Annotated in this window: 15 protein-coding genes and 1 pseudogene; 10 read left to right on the top strand and 6 right to left on the bottom strand. The window is 68.1% G+C overall.

From position 1 onward, the window contains the following. The 4 genes and pseudogenes from ACFPZL_RS04345 to argB all read right to left on the bottom strand — a co-directional run. A pseudogene (locus ACFPZL_RS04345) lies at positions 1-202 on the bottom strand (succinyldiaminopimelate transaminase); the annotation flags it as partial. Between the two features lie 7 nt (positions 203-209). After that, positions 210-530, bottom strand: coding sequence for a ferredoxin (gene fdxA, locus ACFPZL_RS04340; protein ID WP_218114084.1), 321 nt, complete (start codon positions 528-530; stop codon positions 210-212). 82 nt (positions 531-612) lie between these two features. Continuing rightward, positions 613-1542 carry a prepilin peptidase gene (locus ACFPZL_RS04335; protein ID WP_218114083.1) on the bottom strand — a complete coding sequence of 310 codons (930 nt, stop codon included), beginning with the start codon at positions 1540-1542 and terminating at the stop codon, positions 613-615. Next, positions 1542-2444, bottom strand: a complete 903-nt coding sequence (gene argB, locus ACFPZL_RS04330) for an acetylglutamate kinase (RefSeq protein WP_218114082.1) — start codon at positions 2442-2444, stop codon at positions 1542-1544. Before argB ends, ACFPZL_RS04335 begins: the two co-directional genes overlap by 1 nt. A 442-nt stretch (positions 2445-2886) precedes the next feature. On the opposite strand from argB, the gene ACFPZL_RS04325 reads away from it, so the two are divergent. The 10 genes from ACFPZL_RS04325 to ACFPZL_RS04280 all read left to right on the top strand — a co-directional run bounded on the left by ACFPZL_RS04325 (position 2887) and on the right by ACFPZL_RS04280 (position 14120). After that, positions 2887-5061 (top strand): GspE/PulE family protein, encoded by a 2175-nt coding sequence (locus tag ACFPZL_RS04325; RefSeq protein ID WP_382332255.1) that lies wholly within the window; start codon positions 2887-2889, stop codon positions 5059-5061. A 259-nt stretch (positions 5062-5320) separates the two neighbouring features. Then, a complete protein-coding gene (locus ACFPZL_RS04320) occupies positions 5321-6592 on the top strand; it encodes a type IV pilus twitching motility protein PilT (protein WP_236021755.1) in 1272 nt (423 codons plus the stop codon). Continuing rightward, the gene (locus ACFPZL_RS04315) at positions 6589-7827 is read left to right on the top strand and encodes a type II secretion system F family protein (protein WP_218114081.1); all 1239 of its coding nucleotides are present in this window, start codon (positions 6589-6591) and stop codon (positions 7825-7827) included. Before ACFPZL_RS04320 ends, ACFPZL_RS04315 begins: the two co-directional genes overlap by 4 nt. Before the next feature lie 144 nt (positions 7828-7971). Further along, a complete protein-coding gene (locus ACFPZL_RS04310; protein ID WP_218114080.1) occupies positions 7972-8412 on the top strand; it encodes a prepilin-type N-terminal cleavage/methylation domain-containing protein in 441 nt (146 codons plus the stop codon). Between the two features lie 126 nt (positions 8413-8538). After that, positions 8539-9144: a type IV pilus modification PilV family protein gene (locus tag ACFPZL_RS04305; protein WP_218114079.1), complete on the top strand. Its 606-nt coding sequence runs from the start codon at positions 8539-8541 to the stop codon at positions 9142-9144. Between the two features lie 40 nt (positions 9145-9184). After that, positions 9185-9886, top strand: a complete 702-nt coding sequence (locus tag ACFPZL_RS04300) for a prepilin-type N-terminal cleavage/methylation domain-containing protein (protein WP_218114078.1) — start codon at positions 9185-9187, stop codon at positions 9884-9886. A gap of 17 nt (positions 9887-9903) precedes the next feature. Then, positions 9904-11568 carry a ricin-type beta-trefoil lectin domain protein gene (locus ACFPZL_RS04295; RefSeq protein ID WP_218114077.1) on the top strand — a complete coding sequence of 555 codons (1665 nt, stop codon included), beginning with the start codon at positions 9904-9906 and terminating at the stop codon, positions 11566-11568. A gap of 52 nt (positions 11569-11620) precedes the next feature. Beyond that, positions 11621-12685, top strand: coding sequence for a type IV pilus assembly protein PilM (gene pilM / locus ACFPZL_RS04290; protein WP_218114076.1), 1065 nt, complete (start codon positions 11621-11623; stop codon positions 12683-12685). Next, positions 12682-13473, top strand: coding sequence for a hypothetical protein (locus ACFPZL_RS04285; RefSeq protein ID WP_218114075.1), 792 nt, complete (start codon positions 12682-12684; stop codon positions 13471-13473). The genes pilM and ACFPZL_RS04285 overlap by 4 nt, the downstream gene beginning before the upstream one ends. Next, on the top strand, positions 13473-14120 hold the full coding sequence (locus ACFPZL_RS04280; protein ID WP_218114074.1) for a type IV pilus inner membrane component PilO: 648 nt from the start codon (positions 13473-13475) through the stop codon (positions 14118-14120). The genes ACFPZL_RS04285 and ACFPZL_RS04280 overlap by 1 nt, the downstream gene beginning before the upstream one ends. A 214-nt stretch (positions 14121-14334) precedes the next feature. Here ACFPZL_RS04280 and argJ read toward each other — a convergent pair whose 3' ends face one another. Beyond that, complete coding sequence (argJ, locus tag ACFPZL_RS04275; RefSeq protein WP_218114073.1) at positions 14335-15489, bottom strand: bifunctional glutamate N-acetyltransferase/amino-acid acetyltransferase ArgJ; 1155 nt, start codon at positions 15487-15489, stop codon at positions 14335-14337. A 100-nt stretch (positions 15490-15589) separates the two neighbouring features. Continuing rightward, a complete protein-coding gene (locus ACFPZL_RS04270; RefSeq protein WP_218114072.1) occupies positions 15590-16672 on the bottom strand; it encodes an N-acetyl-gamma-glutamyl-phosphate reductase in 1083 nt (360 codons plus the stop codon). Between the last annotated feature and the right edge of the window lie 136 nt (positions 16673-16808).

Genomic DNA, 16808 nt, shown 5'->3' with positions numbered 1-16808 from the left:
GGGCAGGCGCGCCGGCCGTCGCCGGGTAGGCGTGGGCGTCGGTCGCGGCGATGAGCGCGCGGCGCACGACCTCGGGGGTCGGATCGACGGGCGACCCCACCGAGAGATCGAGCATGCCTCCCGGGTGGGCGCGGGCCCGTTCGATGTAGGGGGCCAGGGCGTCCCAGGGGTAATCGGGCAGCGGACCGCGCAGCGTCGGCATGCGCCGGTCAGTCGCCCTGCGGCGGCAGCGCCGCGATGATCGGGTGATCGAAGTCGTAGACGCCGACCTTCGCCGCACCGCCCGGGGATCCGATCTCGTCGAAGAACTCGACGTTCGCGGTGTAGTACTCGGCCCACTCGCCCGGCAGGTCGTCCTCGTAGTAGATCGCCTCGACCGGGCAGACGGGCTCGCAGGCCCCGCAGTCCACGCATTCGTCGGGGTGGATGTAGAGCGAGCGCTCACCCTCGTAGATGCAGTCGACCGGGCATTCGTCGACGCAGGCGCGATCCTTCACGTCGACGCACGGGAGGGCGATCACGTAGGTCACGTCAGGGGCCTTTCGCTCGGAGGTCGGTCCTCTTCAGCTTACCCCTGCAGTAGCGCGCTCCGGGCCGCCGCGGACCCGTCGACTACGCGATGCCGAAGAGGACGAGGTACGCCTGCATGATCCGCTCCCCCCAGATGATCCCGATCCAGGCGCCGAGCAGCATGAACGGCCCGAAGGGGATGGGGCTCCGGCGCTTCGCGCGCCCCATGATGATGAGGCAGATGCCGAAGACGGCTCCCAAGGCGAATCCCGCGAACGCGCCGACCGCGAGCGCGCCCCATCCGATGAAGCCCATCACGATGCCTGTCACCGGTGCCAGCTTCAGATCACCGCCTCCCATGCCGTTCGGCGTGACCATCACGATGATCAGGTACAGGAGGAAGAGTCCCGCGGCGCCCACGGCCGCCCAGATCAGCCGCGGCCATTCCGGTCCGTCGGCGCTCAGCAGCGCGGCGGCGGCGAGCGCGACGCCGACGACGATGAAGGCCGGGCCGACGATCGAGTCGGGCAGCCGATGATGCTCGACATCGATCACGGTGAGCGCGATCCCGGCCGCGGCGAACCAGAAGTAGGCGATGACGGTCAGCCACCAGGCGATCGCGGGCAACGTCTCGTCGCCCGGCCAGCCGAAGGCGCTGACCAGCCACCAGGCGACTCCCGCGAAGATCGCACCGGTCGCGAGTTCGATGAGCGGGTAACGCAGGCTGATGCGCTCGCGGCACCGGGCGCAGCGCCCGCCCAGCACGATCCAGGAGATGACCGGTACATTCTGCCAGGCGCGGATCAGTCGCCCGCACTTCGGACAGCGGCTCCCTGGGAACAGCGATTCGCCGCGCGGCACGCGCAGGATGACGACGTTGAGGAACGAGCCGAGGATGAGGCCGAGGATCCCTGCGGCGAGGACGAACCACGGCAGGATCTCGGCACCGGGGATGCCCAGCACGTCGGTTTCAAGGTGCGCCGCACCCGGGCGTGCGGCACCGATCGCGCTGACCGCACCGATCCCGCTCATCACGCCGTCACCTCGGTGCCGATGCCACGAGCGGTGAAGATCTCGAGCAGCACCGAATGCGGCTCGCGCCCGTCGATAATCGCCGCCTTCGGCACGCCGCCGCGCACCGCGTCGAGGCAGGCCCGCATCTTCGGGATCATGCCGGATTCGAGCGCAGGCAGCATCGCTTCGAGCTCGGTCGCGGTGATGCTCGAGACGAGCGAGTCGCGGTCGGGCCAGTTCGCGTAGAGTCCGGCGACGTCGGTGAGGATCACGAGCTTCTCGGCGCCGAGGGCGGTGGCGAGCGCGGCGGCGGCGGCATCGGCGTTGACGTTCAGCGAATCGCCGGGGCGATCCCTATCGGGGGCGATACCGGCGACCACCGGGATCAGGCCCGCATCGAGCAGGGCGAGCACCGGCTCCGCGCGCACGTCGACCACATCGCCCACGAGTCCGAGGTCGACCGATTCGCCGTCGATATCGATGGGCGGGCGGCGCGAGCCGATGAACAGCCCCGCGTCCTCTCCGGTCGTCCCGGCGGCGATCGGCCCGTGCGTGTTGATGCGGTCGACGAGCTCGGGGTTCACCTTGCCGGTCAGCACCATGCGCACGACGTCCATCGCCTCGGGCGTGGTGACGCGATACCCGGCCTTGAACTCGCTCTCGATACCGAGGCGGCCGAGCATATCGGTGATCTGCGGCCCTCCGCCGTGCACGACGACGGGGCGGATGCCCACCAGCCGCAGGTAGACGACGTCCTCGGCGAAGGCGGTGAGGAGGCCTTCGTCGATCATCGCGTTGCCGCCGAACTTGATCACCATGATCGAGCCGGCGAACTTCTTGAGCCAGGGCAGCGATTCGATCAGCACTTCGGCCTTCGCCGCGGCGTCCTCATGTGCGAGAGCTCTGATCGTTTCACTCATCCGGTCACCCTACTTTGGTCGTTTCCCTGCAGACCCTCGCCGAGCCCCAGGACTTCACTTAACATGAAACATATCGATTCCGCGGCGACTTGCCGGGAAGATTGAAAACACCTTGCACACTTTTGTTCTCGGATCGCTATGATGAGTCAAGGTCAAGCTGAGGATGAAAGTTTAACGTTCCGATAGCTTTTGGGGACGGATCGCTCGGGGGAATGATCCACAGGGGGGTGACGCGATGTTGGACAGCGATATCGCACGGTCGGAGCACGACGAGCTCTTCGCTCAGGTGCCGTCGGGGTTGCTCCGCGATCGAACGGAACTGCGAGCCGCGGGCCGCAGAGCCGCAGAGGCACGCACCGGTGAGCAGCTCCTCGATGGAGCTTCGGCTCCTCCCGCTCCCCCTGCGGAGGCCCGGGCCGAGATCGAAGCCGAGGCGCTCTCGATGGATCGATCGACGCAGCACGACGAGGTGCCGCAGGCCCGAACGGCATTGCCGCCCGAAAGGGTCATCACTGCGGGCTTCGAGCAGCTCCTGATCCCGAGCGGCGAGAAGGATCCAGAGTTCGACGAGATCATCAGGTCCGTCGCGGGGCTGGCGCAGGAGCCGGACTTCGATCAGCTCCTCACCCAGGCGGTCGAGGAGGAGGATCGCTCCGAAGCGGTAGCCGAGGCGGAAGTAGAGGTCGAGGCGGAAGTAGAGCTCGAGCCCGCCTTCGAGTTCGCGGCCGAACCGGTTCCGATCGGGGCCGGATTCGAGTTCCTCACCGAGCAGATGCCGGTCGAGGCCGGCTTGGAGGCGGTCGTCGACCCTGACGTCATCGCCGAGGCGGACGTCATCGCCGAGCCGGAAGGCTCCGCAGAGCCGATCGGCGCCCAGGATCCCGGCTCCGAGCCGGAACCCGCACCGGATCCGCCCGAGCTGCGTCCGCTGCCGACGCTCAACCCGCTGCCCACGCCGGGAGCGCACTTCGACCCGACGCAGAGTTCGGCATCGGATCCCGCTGATCCCGAGCCTCCGACCGGCGAGGCGACGAACGACGCGGAAGACGTCGATGACTTCGAGGACGAGGCCGGATCGATCTCGATGCAGCTCGCCCAGCAGACGCAGCTGCCGGCGGTCGACCTCACGGAGTACCCGGTGCAGGCCGACGCCGTCGCGCTCGTGCCCGAGCAGGTCTGCCGCCGCAGCCGGCTGATCCCCATCACGCGCATGGAGGGCCGCCTGATGGTGGCCATGGTGGACCCGAGCGACGTGGTCGCGATCGACGACGTCTCGCGTCGCACCGGCCTCACCGTCGTGCCGCTCGTCGCCGACGCCCGATCCGTCACCGAGGCGATCGACCGCTACCATCGGGTCGACTCCGAGCTCGCGGAGCTCTCGACGACGATCGCCACCGAGGCCTCCGAGTTCCTCCGCGAGATGAGCTCGATCGAAGACGGGGCGCTCGACGGCGACGACGACGCACCGATCATCCGCTTCGTGAATCTGCTCATCAGCCAGGCGATCATGGATCACGCCTCCGACATCCACATCGAGCCGCGCCGCTCGGGCCTCTTCGTCCGCTACCGCATCGACGGCGTGCTGCACGACGTGCAGCAGGCCTCGCGCGCGATGGTGGCGGGCGTGATCAGCCGCCTCAAGGTCATGGCGAACCTCGACATCGCCGAGCGCCGCCGCCCGCAGGACGGCCGCATCAGCATCAGCCAGGCCGGCCGCTCCGTGGACCTGCGCGTCGCGACTCTGCCGACGGTTTGGGGCGAGAAGATCGTCATGCGTATCCTCGACACGGCCGCCGGTGACCGCAGCCTCTCCGATCTGACGATGAGCGAGCGCAACCTTGACGTGTTCCGCGAGTCGTTCAGCAAGCCGCACGGCATGGTGCTCGTCACCGGCCCCACCGGTTCGGGCAAGTCGACCACCCTGTACACGGCGCTCGGAGAGGTCTCCACGAACGCGGTCAACGTGATCACGATCGAGGATCCGGTCGAGTACCGGATGGAGGGCGTGAACCAGGTGCAGGTCAACCCGAAGGCGGGCCTGACCTTCGCGAGCGCGCTGCGTTCGATTCTGCGCTCCGACCCCGACGTCGTGCTGCTCGGCGAGATCCGCGATCGCGAGACCGCGCAGATCGCGATCGAGGCGTCGCTCACCGGTCACCTCGTGCTCTCGACGCTGCACACGAACAGCGCCTCGGCCGCGGTCACCCGTCTGGTCGAGATGGGCATCGAGCCGTTCCTCGTCGGCTCGGCCGTCGAATGCGTCGTCGCTCAGCGCCTCGCGCGCCGGCTCTGCGAGAAGTGCAAGCAGCCGTTCGAGCTCGACGAGACCCGTCTGAACTCGCTGAACTTCGCGCCCGAGGGCGACGGCGAGGCCGTCTTCTGGCAGCCGGTCGGCTGCCACTCCTGCTCGAATACGGGCTATGCGGGCCGCCTCGCGGTGCACGAAGTGCTGTACGTCGACGATCAGATCGAGCGGCTCGCGGTCACGGAGGCCTCCGCCGGAGAGATCGAGGCCTACGCTCTGACTCAGGGAATGGTCACGCTGCGGCAGGACGGCCTGCGAAAGGCCGCCGCAGGGCTGACCTCGATAGATGAGGTGCTGCGAGTCACCGCGTGATTCGCAGAGGGGGGATGCGATGGCCGATCAGGCAGATCAGAGGCGTGCACGTGCCGACGGCATGACCGGCGGCCTCGAGGATTTCCTGGCCTCGACGCCGGGAGTCGTCCTCCCCGGAGAGAGGCCCGAGCCCGCCGCTGCTGCGGTATCCCCCCTGGCTCCATCTGCTCCGCCCTCGCGCACCGCGATGCCGCCCGCTCCTTCTGCCCCGCCGGCGAGCAGCGCGCCGACGCAAGCGAGCAACGCGCCCACGCAAGTGTTGAGCAGTACACCCACGCAGGCGAGCAGCGCACCTCCTGCTCCGCCGCGCGCTCCGGCGAGGCACCTGGCCGAGCCGGATCGCGCGGTCTCGATCACGCCGCTCCCCGCCGGCGATGCGGGCCCGACGCAGGCCGAGCGCTCGGGCGAGGTCAGGGATCGGCTGCAGTCGCTCGACGCAGGTGCCGATCCGCAGTTCATCCGCGCCATCGAGGCGGTGCTCGAGGAAGGCGCCTCCGATCTGCACATCATCGGCGAGAACATCCCGCAGATCCGCGTGCACGGCTCGCTGAAGCCGGTGCCCGGGGCCACGGTCTGGTCGCCGGAGCGGGTGCAGTCGGTGCTCATGGGCATGGTGAGCGACGCGCAGATGGAGCAGTTCGAGCGAGAACTCGAGCTCGACCTGGCGTTCATGGTCGGCGACCTCGCCCGCTTCCGCGTGAACATCTACCAGGACCGCACGGGCCTGGGCGCCGCGATGCGCATCATTCCCGACAAGATCAAGCCGCTCGCCGAGCTCGGCGTGCCCAAGGAGCTCGAGCGCTTCGCCTATCTGCCTCGCGGCCTGGTGCTCGTCTGCGGCCCGACGGGTTCGGGCAAGTCGACGACGCTCGCGTCGATCCTCGATGTGACGAACACGAATCGCGCCTGCCACATCATGACGGTCGAGGACCCCATCGAGTTCGTGCACAGCCACAAGAGGGCGACCATCAACCAGCGCGAGGTCGGAGCCGACACGCACAGCTTCTCGGCCGCGCTGAAGCACGCGCTGCGGCAGGACCCCGACGTGATCCTGGTCGGCGAGCTCCGCGACCTCGAGACGATCTCGACGGCCCTGACAGCAGCTGAGACCGGCCACCTCGTGTTCGCGACGCTGCACACGCAGGATGCGGGCCAGACGATCGACCGCATCATCGACGTGTACCCGCCGCACCAGCAGGCGCAGGTGCGCGTGCAGCTGGCGGCGACGCTGCGCGCGGTCGTGGTGCAGACGCTGGTGCCGAAGGCCAGTGGCACCGGCCGTGTCGTGGCGACCGAGGTCATGGTCACGAACCCGGCGATCGCGAGCCTCGTGCGCTCGGGCAAGACCTACCAGATCCGCTCGGTGCTGCAGTCGGGAGAGGCAGAGGGCATGCACACGCTCGATCAGGATCTCGCGCGGCTCGTGAAGGCCGGCCAGATCGAGTACGAACGAGCCTACGAGATCGCGCAGGACGTGACCGAGTTCCAGCAGCTCGTCGGCAGCCAGCACATGCACAGGAGCCTGCGATGACGCACGTGACCGCCGCCCCGGCATTCGCGTACAAGGGCCGCACGGCCGAGGGCAAGACGGTGAAGGGCGTCATCGAGGCGCCGAACGAGAAGGCCGCCCGCAATCGCTTGGCCCACGACGGCATCTTCCCCGAGAGCCTGACGCAGAAGGGCACGGGCACGGGCCTCCAGATGGAGGTCAAGATCCCAGGGCTCGAGCCGCGGGTGAAGACCAAGGATCTCGCGGTCGCGTCGCGGCAGCTGGCGACGATGCTCGACTCGGGCGTCTCCCTGCTGCGCGCGATCACGGTCGTCAGCCAGCAGGCCGAGAACAAGACGCTGCAGACGATCCTGCAGGACGTCGCCTCGCAGGTCGAACAGGGCGCCCCGTTCTCGGCGAGCCTGAAGCGGCATCCCAAGACGTTTCCCCCGATCATGACCAGCCTGATCGAGGCGGGCGAGCTCGGCGGCTTCCTCGACAAGGCGCTCGCCGCCTCGGCCGAGAACTTCGAGAAGTCGATGAAGCTGCAGAACGAAGTGAAATCCGCGCTCACGTACCCGATCGTCGTGCTGGTCATCGCCGTGCTCGCCGTCGTCGCCATGCTGATCTTCATCGTGCCGGTCTTCGAGAACATGTTCGCGGACTTCGGCGGGAAACTGCCTGGGCCGACCCAGTTCCTCGTCGATCTCTCGCACGCGATGCCCTTCGTGCTGCCGCCGCTCGTCGTGCTGGTCATCGCGCTCGTGATGTGGTGGCGGGCGAAGAAGAACACGGTCGCCTTCCGATCGGCCGTCGATCCCGTCAAACTGAAGCTGCCCATTTTCGGCAAGCTGTTCCGCCTCCTCGCGGTCGCGCGCTTCGCGCGCAACTTCGCAACGCTCATGAGCACGGGTGTACCCATGCTGCAGGCGCTGCAGGTCGTCGGCGAGACCTCGGGCAACTACGAGGTGCAGCGCGCGCTCGAGGACGTGCAGGACGAGGTGCGCAAGGGCGGCCAGGTCGGCACGGGCCTCGCCCGCTTCCCCATCTTCCCCGAGATGCTGACCCAGATGGTCGCGATCGGCGAGGAGTCGGGCTCGGTCGACGCCATGCTGTCGAAGGCGGCCGACTTCTACGACAACGAGGTCGAGACCATGACGAAGCAGCTCTCCGCGATCCTCGAGCCCGTCATGATCGTCTTCCTGGCCGGCCTGCTCGGCTTCATGATCGTCGCACTGTACATGCCGATGTTCTCGATCTTCAACGAAATTCAGTAAGAACCACGCACATATCTTGTTCATAGGGAACCGTGTCTCAACCTTAACTTGACGGTTCACGGTTTCTAGATCAAGGTAATAGCGGGGGGGGTAATGCGCTCATGCATTAGCTAGACCCGCCGTACCCGAAAGAAAGGTCAGTCAATGATTGAGCGTCTCATTGCCGCCGTTGCGCGCAAGAAGAATGACGAGAAGGGTTTCACCCTGATCGAGCTCCTCGTCGTCGTCATCATCATCGGTATCCTCGCGGCCATCGCGATCCCGATTTTCCTGAACCAGCGCCAGGGCGCCTGGCGATCGGCCGTCGAGAGCGACGTCGCCAATGCCCGCCTCGCCGTCGAGACCGCGCTGACGCAGAACAACGGGAGCCTCACCGGCCTGACCGTCCCCGGTTCGACGGGCCCCGGCCCGACCACGGGCAACATCACCAAGGGTTCGGCAACGGTCGCAACGATCTCCGTGAGCCAGGGCGTTACCGTCGCGTTCGCCGCAACTGGCAACGACTACACCATCACTGGCACTCACGCTGATCTGGGTGCGGACGACTACGTCTACACCAGCAGCAACGGCAGCAGCGCCTGGTAAGCCGCTCGCCAACACGCTGATTGGGGCGTCCGCTCGAACGGGCGGGCGCCCCAATGCTTCGCAGATCGTTCCTCTGCCTCTCTAGGAACCAACTCAATATCTTGCACTCTGGGGGGAGGTTGCACGATGCACCGAAGTCGCTCTGATCGCGGTTTCACGCTCATCGAGGTGATCGTGGCCATCACCCTGCTGCTCGTCGTCACCGTGGCGGCGCTTCCTCTCATCATCAACAGCCTGCAGTTCTCAACCGCGCAGCAGCGCCAGCAGGCCGGCGTCATCGTGACGCAGGAGGCCATGGAGCAGGTGCGGGTCCGCGCCTCGGGCCTCACCGCCGTCGCCCCGCTCGTCGCCGGTCGGCATTCCTCCGACGTCGGCGCGCAGTTCACGCGTGTGAGCACGCATCCCGGTGTCGCCCAGACGAACGCCGCATCCGATCCCGCTGCCGCCTCCGGCTCGGCAGCCGCGCTCCTGCCGCTGCAGCAGAACGTGAGGCGCGACGGCACCGATTACACGGTCGAGACCCTGATCGGCACCTGCACCCAGCAGAAGAACGGCACGGGCGAGTTGCGCTGCCTCAAGACCGGGACCGGCAATGCCATGGTACGGACCATCGTCGTCACCAAATGGACCGCGGGCGACGCCTGCACCGGCAGCCCGGCGGGCTATTGCTCATACGAAGCCATGAGCCTCATCAACCTCGACACGGACCTGGAGTGGAGCGATGCGAGCTAGCATTCCGCATCGGGTTTCCGGAGTCCGCCAGCCGCTGAGCTTGTCGAAACGCCCGGCCTCCTGTGCTCGTCCCCTTCGACGGGCCGAGGGGACACGCACCTCACCGCTCGCAAATGACCACGGCTTCAGCCTCGTCGAACTCATCGTCGCCTTCTCGATCTTCGCGGTGTTCCTGAGCGTCTTCATCGCCGGCCTCATCGGCCTCACCCGCACGACGGCGACGGCGACGAACCGCATCGAAGCCAGCACGAGCGTCGGGCTGCTCTATCAGCGCATCGACCCGACGGTCCGCTTCGCGCAGGAGATCAACGCCCCGGGAGTCAGCGGGGGCCGCGCGTACATCGAGTACTTCACCGGCGCGGACGCCAGCTCCGACGTCAAGAATCATTGCACGCAGCTCCGCTACGACCCGACGGCCGCCACCATCTCGATGCGGCGCTGGTCCTGGACCGGCGGCACGAGCCATCAGGATCCACCTTCGGGCACCGCCTGGCAGACCCTCGCCGCCGACGTGCTCCCGGGCGGCACCGGCGCACCCGCGACCTACCCCTTCACCCGCACGAAGGCGACGCTGGACGCACCGTATCAGCGCCTCGTGCTGCAACTGCGCGTCGGAGCCGAGGGATACAGCGCCGAGACGACCTCGACGAACACCTTCATCGCCCGCAACACCACCGTGCTCTCGGAGACCAACACCGGCGGGCAGGTCTGCGACGGAGGCGGAACGGTGGAACGCCCATGAGACGAACGAGGCACATCATGCACCTCACACAGCGACTGCGCGAGACGACGCGGAACGACGATGGCGCCGCGCTCATGCTCACCCTGCTCACCATCATCGTGATCGCGGGGCTCTCTCTGCTCCTGCTGGGGTCGATCGTCAGCCAGTTCGTGCCGCTGCAGACCGCGCAGAAGCGCACCCAGACCGTGTACGCGGCCGAGGCCGGCCTCCAGGCCGGGCTCGCCGAGCTCCGCCTGCACAGCCGGGTCGCCACGAACGGCAACACCTACGGCAAGCCGGCGGATCTTCCCTGCAGCTCGAACCTCGATCCCGACGGCGTCACCCGCTACTACGGCAAGCTGGCCGGCAGCCTCGACGACGGCTCGTCCTCGGCCTCCGGACTCGGCTATGACATCGCCATCACCTACCACTCCGACAACCCGCTCGGAAAGGGCCAGGCCTGGATCAGCAACCCGGCCAATCAGATCCACTGCGGCCTGAGCACGACCAACCAGCCCGGATACGCGGTCGTGACGGCGACCGGCACCGGCGCCGGAATCTCGGACCTGGACGAGAAGCTCGGCAATCGGACGGTCTCTGCGATCTACGAGTTCCGGCTCACCAACGTCAACATTCCCGGCGGCCCGATCTGGGTCTCCGGCGGCGCGCAGTGCCTGATGGCGGCGAGCGCCGCAGCCAACGCGCAGATCAACTTCGTGTCGAAGGCGCAGTGCGAGGATCCGGCCAACGCAGCGCTCGTGAACTGGGTCTACGACAAGAAATGGCACCTCTCCCTCGCCTCGACCATCGGCGTCACCGGCGTCACCGAGCTCTGCATCACGAACCCCGACACGACCTCGTCGAGCCAACGGGCCAGACTCACAGCCTGCGGTCCAGGCGGCTCCAACCGTGCCGACGCCGGCCAGCGCTGGGGCTGGGACGCCGGCTGGACGTGGAACGGCATGCACTGCAGCCGGAGTACGAACACCACCCCGGTCAGCCCGACGAGTACCAACTGCCAGACGTTGCGGAACAACTCGAGTCTCCGGCCCTACAACAACGGCAACGTCCTGTGGATCGGCGCCACCACCACGCAGTTCGACCCGTCGCCGCGTGTGGGCCCGGGCGCTGCGAGCAAGTCCACCGATCAGCTCGTCAACTACAAGGAGTTCGGCCGCTGCGCCGACGTGACCCACGCCGACATCAACAAGGCGTTCATGATCGTCTACCCCTGCAAGCAGGACCCGACCGGGAACAACGCCTTCGACTGGAACCACAAGTGGAAGTACACGGAACCGTCGAGGAACTACACCAACGGCACCCTCCCGACCATGTGCGCGAACACCGAGGATGCGGCCTGCAAGAACGGCCCGCAGCAGATCAAGGTAACCCCCAGCTCCGACTACTGCTTGACCGTGGCCAGCACGACCGGGGTCTCCGAACTCGTCTTCAAGGCGTGCAACTCGGGCGACGCGAAGCAGAGGTTCACGCGCTACACGCACGTACCGGACCAGGCCAGGTCATGGGCGTTCATCGACAGCTACGGCCGCTGCCTCACCGCCGACGACGACAACAAGTTCGAGGGCAATTGGTCGTACCTGCGCATGAAGCCCTGCGCCTCGGGCTCGCTGGAGCAGAAGTGGAACGCACCACCGCAGAGCTCGGCCTCGTCGTTCGGCAGCTTCCGCGAGGTCTCCGAATGACGAACGCCCGCGAACAGTACGCAGTTTTCCAGGCAGAAGAGGAGGGGGCATCGTGAGCAACGTTGTCGCGGTCGAATTGAGCCGTTCCGGCGTGCGCGCGGTCGAGGTGTCTCGTGCGCACACCCCGTCGCCGGTGATCCAGCGCTACGGCGCGGCTCCGCTCTCGGAGGGAGCCGTCTTCGACGGCGAGATCCAGCACCCGACCGAGGTCATCAGCGCGATCAAGCAGCTCTGGCGCAAGTCCCGCTTCTCGACCAAGCACGTCGTCATGGGCGTCGGCAGCCGCAAGGTGCTCGTGCGCGAGGCGACGCTGCCGATCGTACCGGGCGGCCACACGAATCGGACCCTCGCGTTCCAGGTGCAGGACATCATCAGCGCCCCGGTCGAGGAGACGGTGCTCGACTTCGTCCCGCTGCGCGAGGACCAGATCGAGGACGCCGAAACGGGCCGCCGCTCGGCCGGCCAGGAGGGCCTGCTCATCGCAGCACCGAAGGACGGCATTCTGACGAACGCCAAGATCCTGACCCGGGCGGGGCTGACCGTCACCGGGGTCGACCTTTCCGCACTCGCACTCAGCCGGGTGCTGACCGGTGCGCAGACCACCGGCACGACCGCCATCCTCAACATCGGCGCGAACACGACCCAGGTGGTGCTCGTCACCGACGGCACGCCCCAGTTCGTGCGCGTGATCCCGAACGGCGGCGATGACATCACGCGCACGCTGGCGCAGCTGCAGGATCTCAGCTTCGTGCAGGCCGAGGCCCTCAAGATCCGGCTCGGGCTGTACGCCGTGCAAGGGGACAAGGCAGAGATCGAGGCGGAGAACTCGATCCGCGAGAGCGTCGCAGCGCTGCTCGGCAACGTGCAGGGAACGATCGGCTACTACACGTCGAAGTACCCGGAGCGAACGATCGAACGCATCGTCCTCTCCGGCGGCGGCTCGCGCCTCGGCGGCCTGAGCAGCGTGCTGCAGGACGCGCAGCGGGTTCCCGTCGAATACGCGAACCCGTTCGGGACGTTCACGCTGGCCGGCCGCGTCGATCAAGCGGAGCTGAACGGTCTGGGTCCCGAGCTCGCCGCATTGCTGGGTCTCACGATCGGAGGGGGTGCGCGATGAGCCCGAGGAAGAAGGGCGACGAGTCGCCGAAGTCGCGACGGGGGGCCGACCAGATATCGAAGCCCGTGCTCGCCAGCGTCAACCTCCTGCCGCAGGAGTACTACACCGGGCTTGCCGAGCGACGCGTCCTGCGCGTGCTCGCTCTCGGTGTCGTCGGCCTGCTGCTCATCGGGGCCGCGGGCAGCGTCGCGGTGGCGATGAGCGCGAACGAGGCGAAGGCGGAGCTCGTGGCCGAGCAGCAGCGCGGCGCGGCACTGCGCGCCGAGCGCGCGCAGTACGCCGAGGTCACCGAGGTGAACGGCGAGCTCGAGACCGCCCGTGCTGCGCAGGCGATCGCGCTCTACGCCGAGGTCGACTGGGCGGGTGTGACCCGCGAATTCACCAACGCGCTGCCCAGCGGCGCCGACGCTTCGACGCTCAACCTCGGCCAGCGCCTCTCCCCCGGCGTCGGCTCGGTGGGAGTCACGAGCACCAGCGAGGCGAATCCCCTCAGCTCGCTCTCCGTGATCTTCATCGAGTACCGGGTGACGAGCACCTCGGCCGACACCGGCGCGAAGCTGCTCGACCGGCTCGAATCGAGGATGACCGGCTTCGAATGGGCCACGCAGACCTCGGCCTCCGTGGACAAGGACGGCGGCTACGCCTTCACCGGCCTGATCCGCCTCGGCGTGGATGCGGTCGGCACGAGCCGGGCGAAGGACATCGACGAGGCCACGCTCGACGCACTTCGGGAGTCGCTGACGCAGGCCTCGCTCGATGAGACGACGACCACGGGAGGGGTGCAGTGATGTTCACCGGTTCACGCGGCAGGCTGCTGCTGATCGGCCTGATCCTCCTCGCCGTCGGCGCGGTCGCGCTCAGCTGGCTCCTCGGGGTCGAGCCGCAGCTCAAGGCGCTCGATCAGGCGAAAGAGGCCACCGCGCAGGAGCGGGGCCTGAACGACATCGAGCAGGTCGCCGTCGCCGGTCTGAAAGCGCAGAGCGAGAATCTGCGCGAGTACAAGCGCGACCTCGGGGAGTATCAGGACGCGATCCCCGAGACGGCCCAGCTGCCGGACCTGCTCCGTGAGCTCGAGTCGGCCGGCTCACGGGCGGACGTCACGATCGAGAAGCTCACCACGAGCCCGATCCTCGCCTACACCCCGCCCGAGTGGCAGCAGCCTGCACCGAGCACCGGAGACGGGCGTCTCGTGGGCATCACGATCGAGATGGAGGCCACGGGAGACCAGACCAAGCTGCGCGACTTCGTCTCGCGCGTGCAGAAGCTCGATCGCTACATCACGGTCGGCTCGGTAGCCTACGCCGTCGGAACCGAGGCTTCGAAGGTGCAGGTCACCGGAACGACGTGGGTGCTCATGACGGCCGAGGCCGCGGCCGCCTACGCCGCATCCGACGCTCCGGTCGTGGCGCCCGCAGAGGAGGCCCCGGCGGAGTAGTCGCCCCGCCATTCGGTTTTCTCGGCGCGGTCGTATGCGCCGACGAACACGCACACTGTCAGGGGTCTGCGCAGCGTCAGAAATCGGCGCAGCGTCAGCTGTTCCGCGCGAGAATAGCTGACGCTGCGCAGATTTCTTACCGAGCGGCGGTCAGCAAGCACCGGTCAGCACGCGCCGACCACCCGCACCCACGAGGCCGGGCCCGTCGCGAACCTCAGCTCGAGTACGCGCTGTTCTCATGCACGTAGTCGTGCGTGAGATCGTTCGTGCGGATCGTCGCCGTGTGCTCGCCGGCGAAGAGCTCGATGAGCACGTGCGTACGGCGCGGCGTCAAGTCGCACTCGTCGACCGGGCGGTCAGGCCCGCCCGCGTGGCACAGGCGCACGCCGTTGAAGCTGACATCCGCCGCGTAGGGGTCGAACGCCGCCTCGGTCGTGCCGATCGCGGCGAGCACGCGCCCCCAGTTCGGGTCGTTGCCGAAGATCGCGGCCTTGAAGAGGTTGTTGCGGGCGACCGAGCGGCCCACCTCGACCGCGTCCGCCTCGCTCGCGGCGCCGCACACCTCGATGTCGATGTCGTGGCTCGCGCCCTCGGCGTCGGCCTGCAGCTGGGCCGCCAGATCGTCGCAGACCGCCGTCAAGGCCGCCGTGAACTCCGCCTCATCGGCTGCGACGCCGCTCGCACCGCTGACCAGCAGCGTGACCTGATCGTTCGTCGACATGCAGCCGTCGCTGTCGAGGCGGTTGATCGTGCCGCCGACGGCCGCGCGCAACGCGCGATCCGCGGCGTCGCCGTCGATCCGCGCGTCCGTGGTGATGACCACGAGCATGGTCGCGAGGCCCGGGGCGAGCATGCCGGCGCCCTTCGCCATCGCGCCGATCCGCCAGCCGTTCCCCGCGTGGGTCGCGGTCTTCTCGACCGAGTCGGTGGTGAGGATCGCCGCAGGGGCCGTCGTGTCGTCCTCGGCGAGCTGCTGCACCAGGTCCGGTACGCCGTCGACGATCTTGTCGCGGAACGCCTGGTCCCCGGTGCCGATGAGGCCGGTCGAGCAGACGAGCACGTCCTCGGGCGCAGCGTCCAGCTCGCCCGCGACGGCTTCTGCGGTCAGGCGAGCCGTGGCATAGCCGAAGTCGCCGGTGAAGCAGTTCGCTCCTCCCGAGTTGAGGATCACGGCGCGCGCCGGGCCGTCGGCGGCGACCTTGCGGCTCCACAGGATCGGGTTGGCCTGCGCGCGGTTGCTGGTGAAGACGACCGCCGCCGCGCGGTGCGGGCCGTCGTTGACGACGAGGGCGAGGTCGGGCTTGCCGGTGCTCTTCAGCCCGACGGCGATGCCGGCCGAGCGGAACCCCTGCGGGAAGGTGACGGTCATGGTTTCTCTGTTCTTTCTTCTGCAGCGGCAGCGAGAGGCGAAAAAGTGCTCATGATCGGCGCGATCTGAGCAATTTCTCGCCTTTCGAGAGGGTTCGGGCTCACGGCGCGACGCCGTTCACCGGCAGGCCGAGCGTCTCGTCGAGGCCGAGCGCGATGTTCGTCGACTGGATGGCGGCGCCGGCCGTGCCCTTGGCGAGGTTGTCGAGCGCGGCGACCACGACGACCCGCCCGGCGGCCTCGTCGACGGCGATCCCCATGAGGCAGGTGTTCGCGCCCAGAGTGTCGGCGGTGCGAGGAAAGGACCCTTCGGGCAGCACCTGCACGAACGGCTCGTCCGCATAGGCGGCTTCCCAGGCGCCCCGAACCTGCTGCGCCGTGACGCCCGGGGCGAGCCGCGCCGTCGAGGTCGCGAGGATCCCACGGCTCATCGGCACGAGCACGGGGGTGAAGCTCAGCGTCGGCTCCGCACCGGCGCCCGCGTCGCGCAGAGCCTGCTGGATCTCGGGGATATGGCGATGCGTGCCGCCGACCGCGTAGGGGTTCGCCGTGCCCATGAGTTCGGAGCCGAGCAGGTGCGTCTTCGCAGCCTTTCCTGCGCCGCTCGGTCCCACCGCCAGGACGGTGACGAGATCCTGCGCCTCGATCACGCCGGCAGCGACGCCCGGTGCGAGCGAAAGCGCCACCGTGCTCGCATTGCAGCCCGGAGCCGCGATCCTCGTCGCCCCGCGCAGCGCCTCGCGCTGCTTCACGAGCCCGCCGCCCTGCGATCCACGATCCTGCGACCCGCCGGCGACGATCAGCTCGGGTACCCCGTAGGTCCAGTGGCCGTGGTGCTCGCCGCCGTAGAACGCGGCCCAGTCGGCAGCGCTCCGCAATCGGTGATCCGCCCCGCAGTCGACGACCGTGCCGGTGCGGTGCAGTTGAGCGGTGAGCTCGCCCGAGGCGCCGTGCGGCAGGGCGAAGAAGACGATGTCGTGGCCGTCCAGCAGCTCGGGCTTCGTATCCTCGAGCGTCAGATGCGCGAGCGAGCGCAGATGGGGCTGGTACTCGATCAGCGGCCTTCCGGCACTCGAATGGCCGGTCACCGTGCGGATCTCGAACTCGGGATGAGCCGCGAGCAGCCGCAGCAGCTCACCGCCCGCGTATCCGGATGCTCCCGCTACCGCAACGGAAAAGCTCATCGCCGCCTGCTCCCTGCCTGCCGTTCGTCATTCGCGCCGCTTCGGGCACCCCTCCATTCTGGCACTGCCGCGACGGACACCGGGCCACCGGCCCACGCACCGGGCCACCGGCCGGCGCACTGCCGGGCGCGCCCGG

The sequence above is a fragment of the Leucobacter soli genome, assembly GCF_042659205.1.
Taxonomy (GTDB): Bacteria; Actinomycetota; Actinomycetes; order Actinomycetales; family Microbacteriaceae; genus Leucobacter; species Leucobacter soli.
This window is presented reverse-complemented; position numbering and strand designations above follow the sequence as displayed.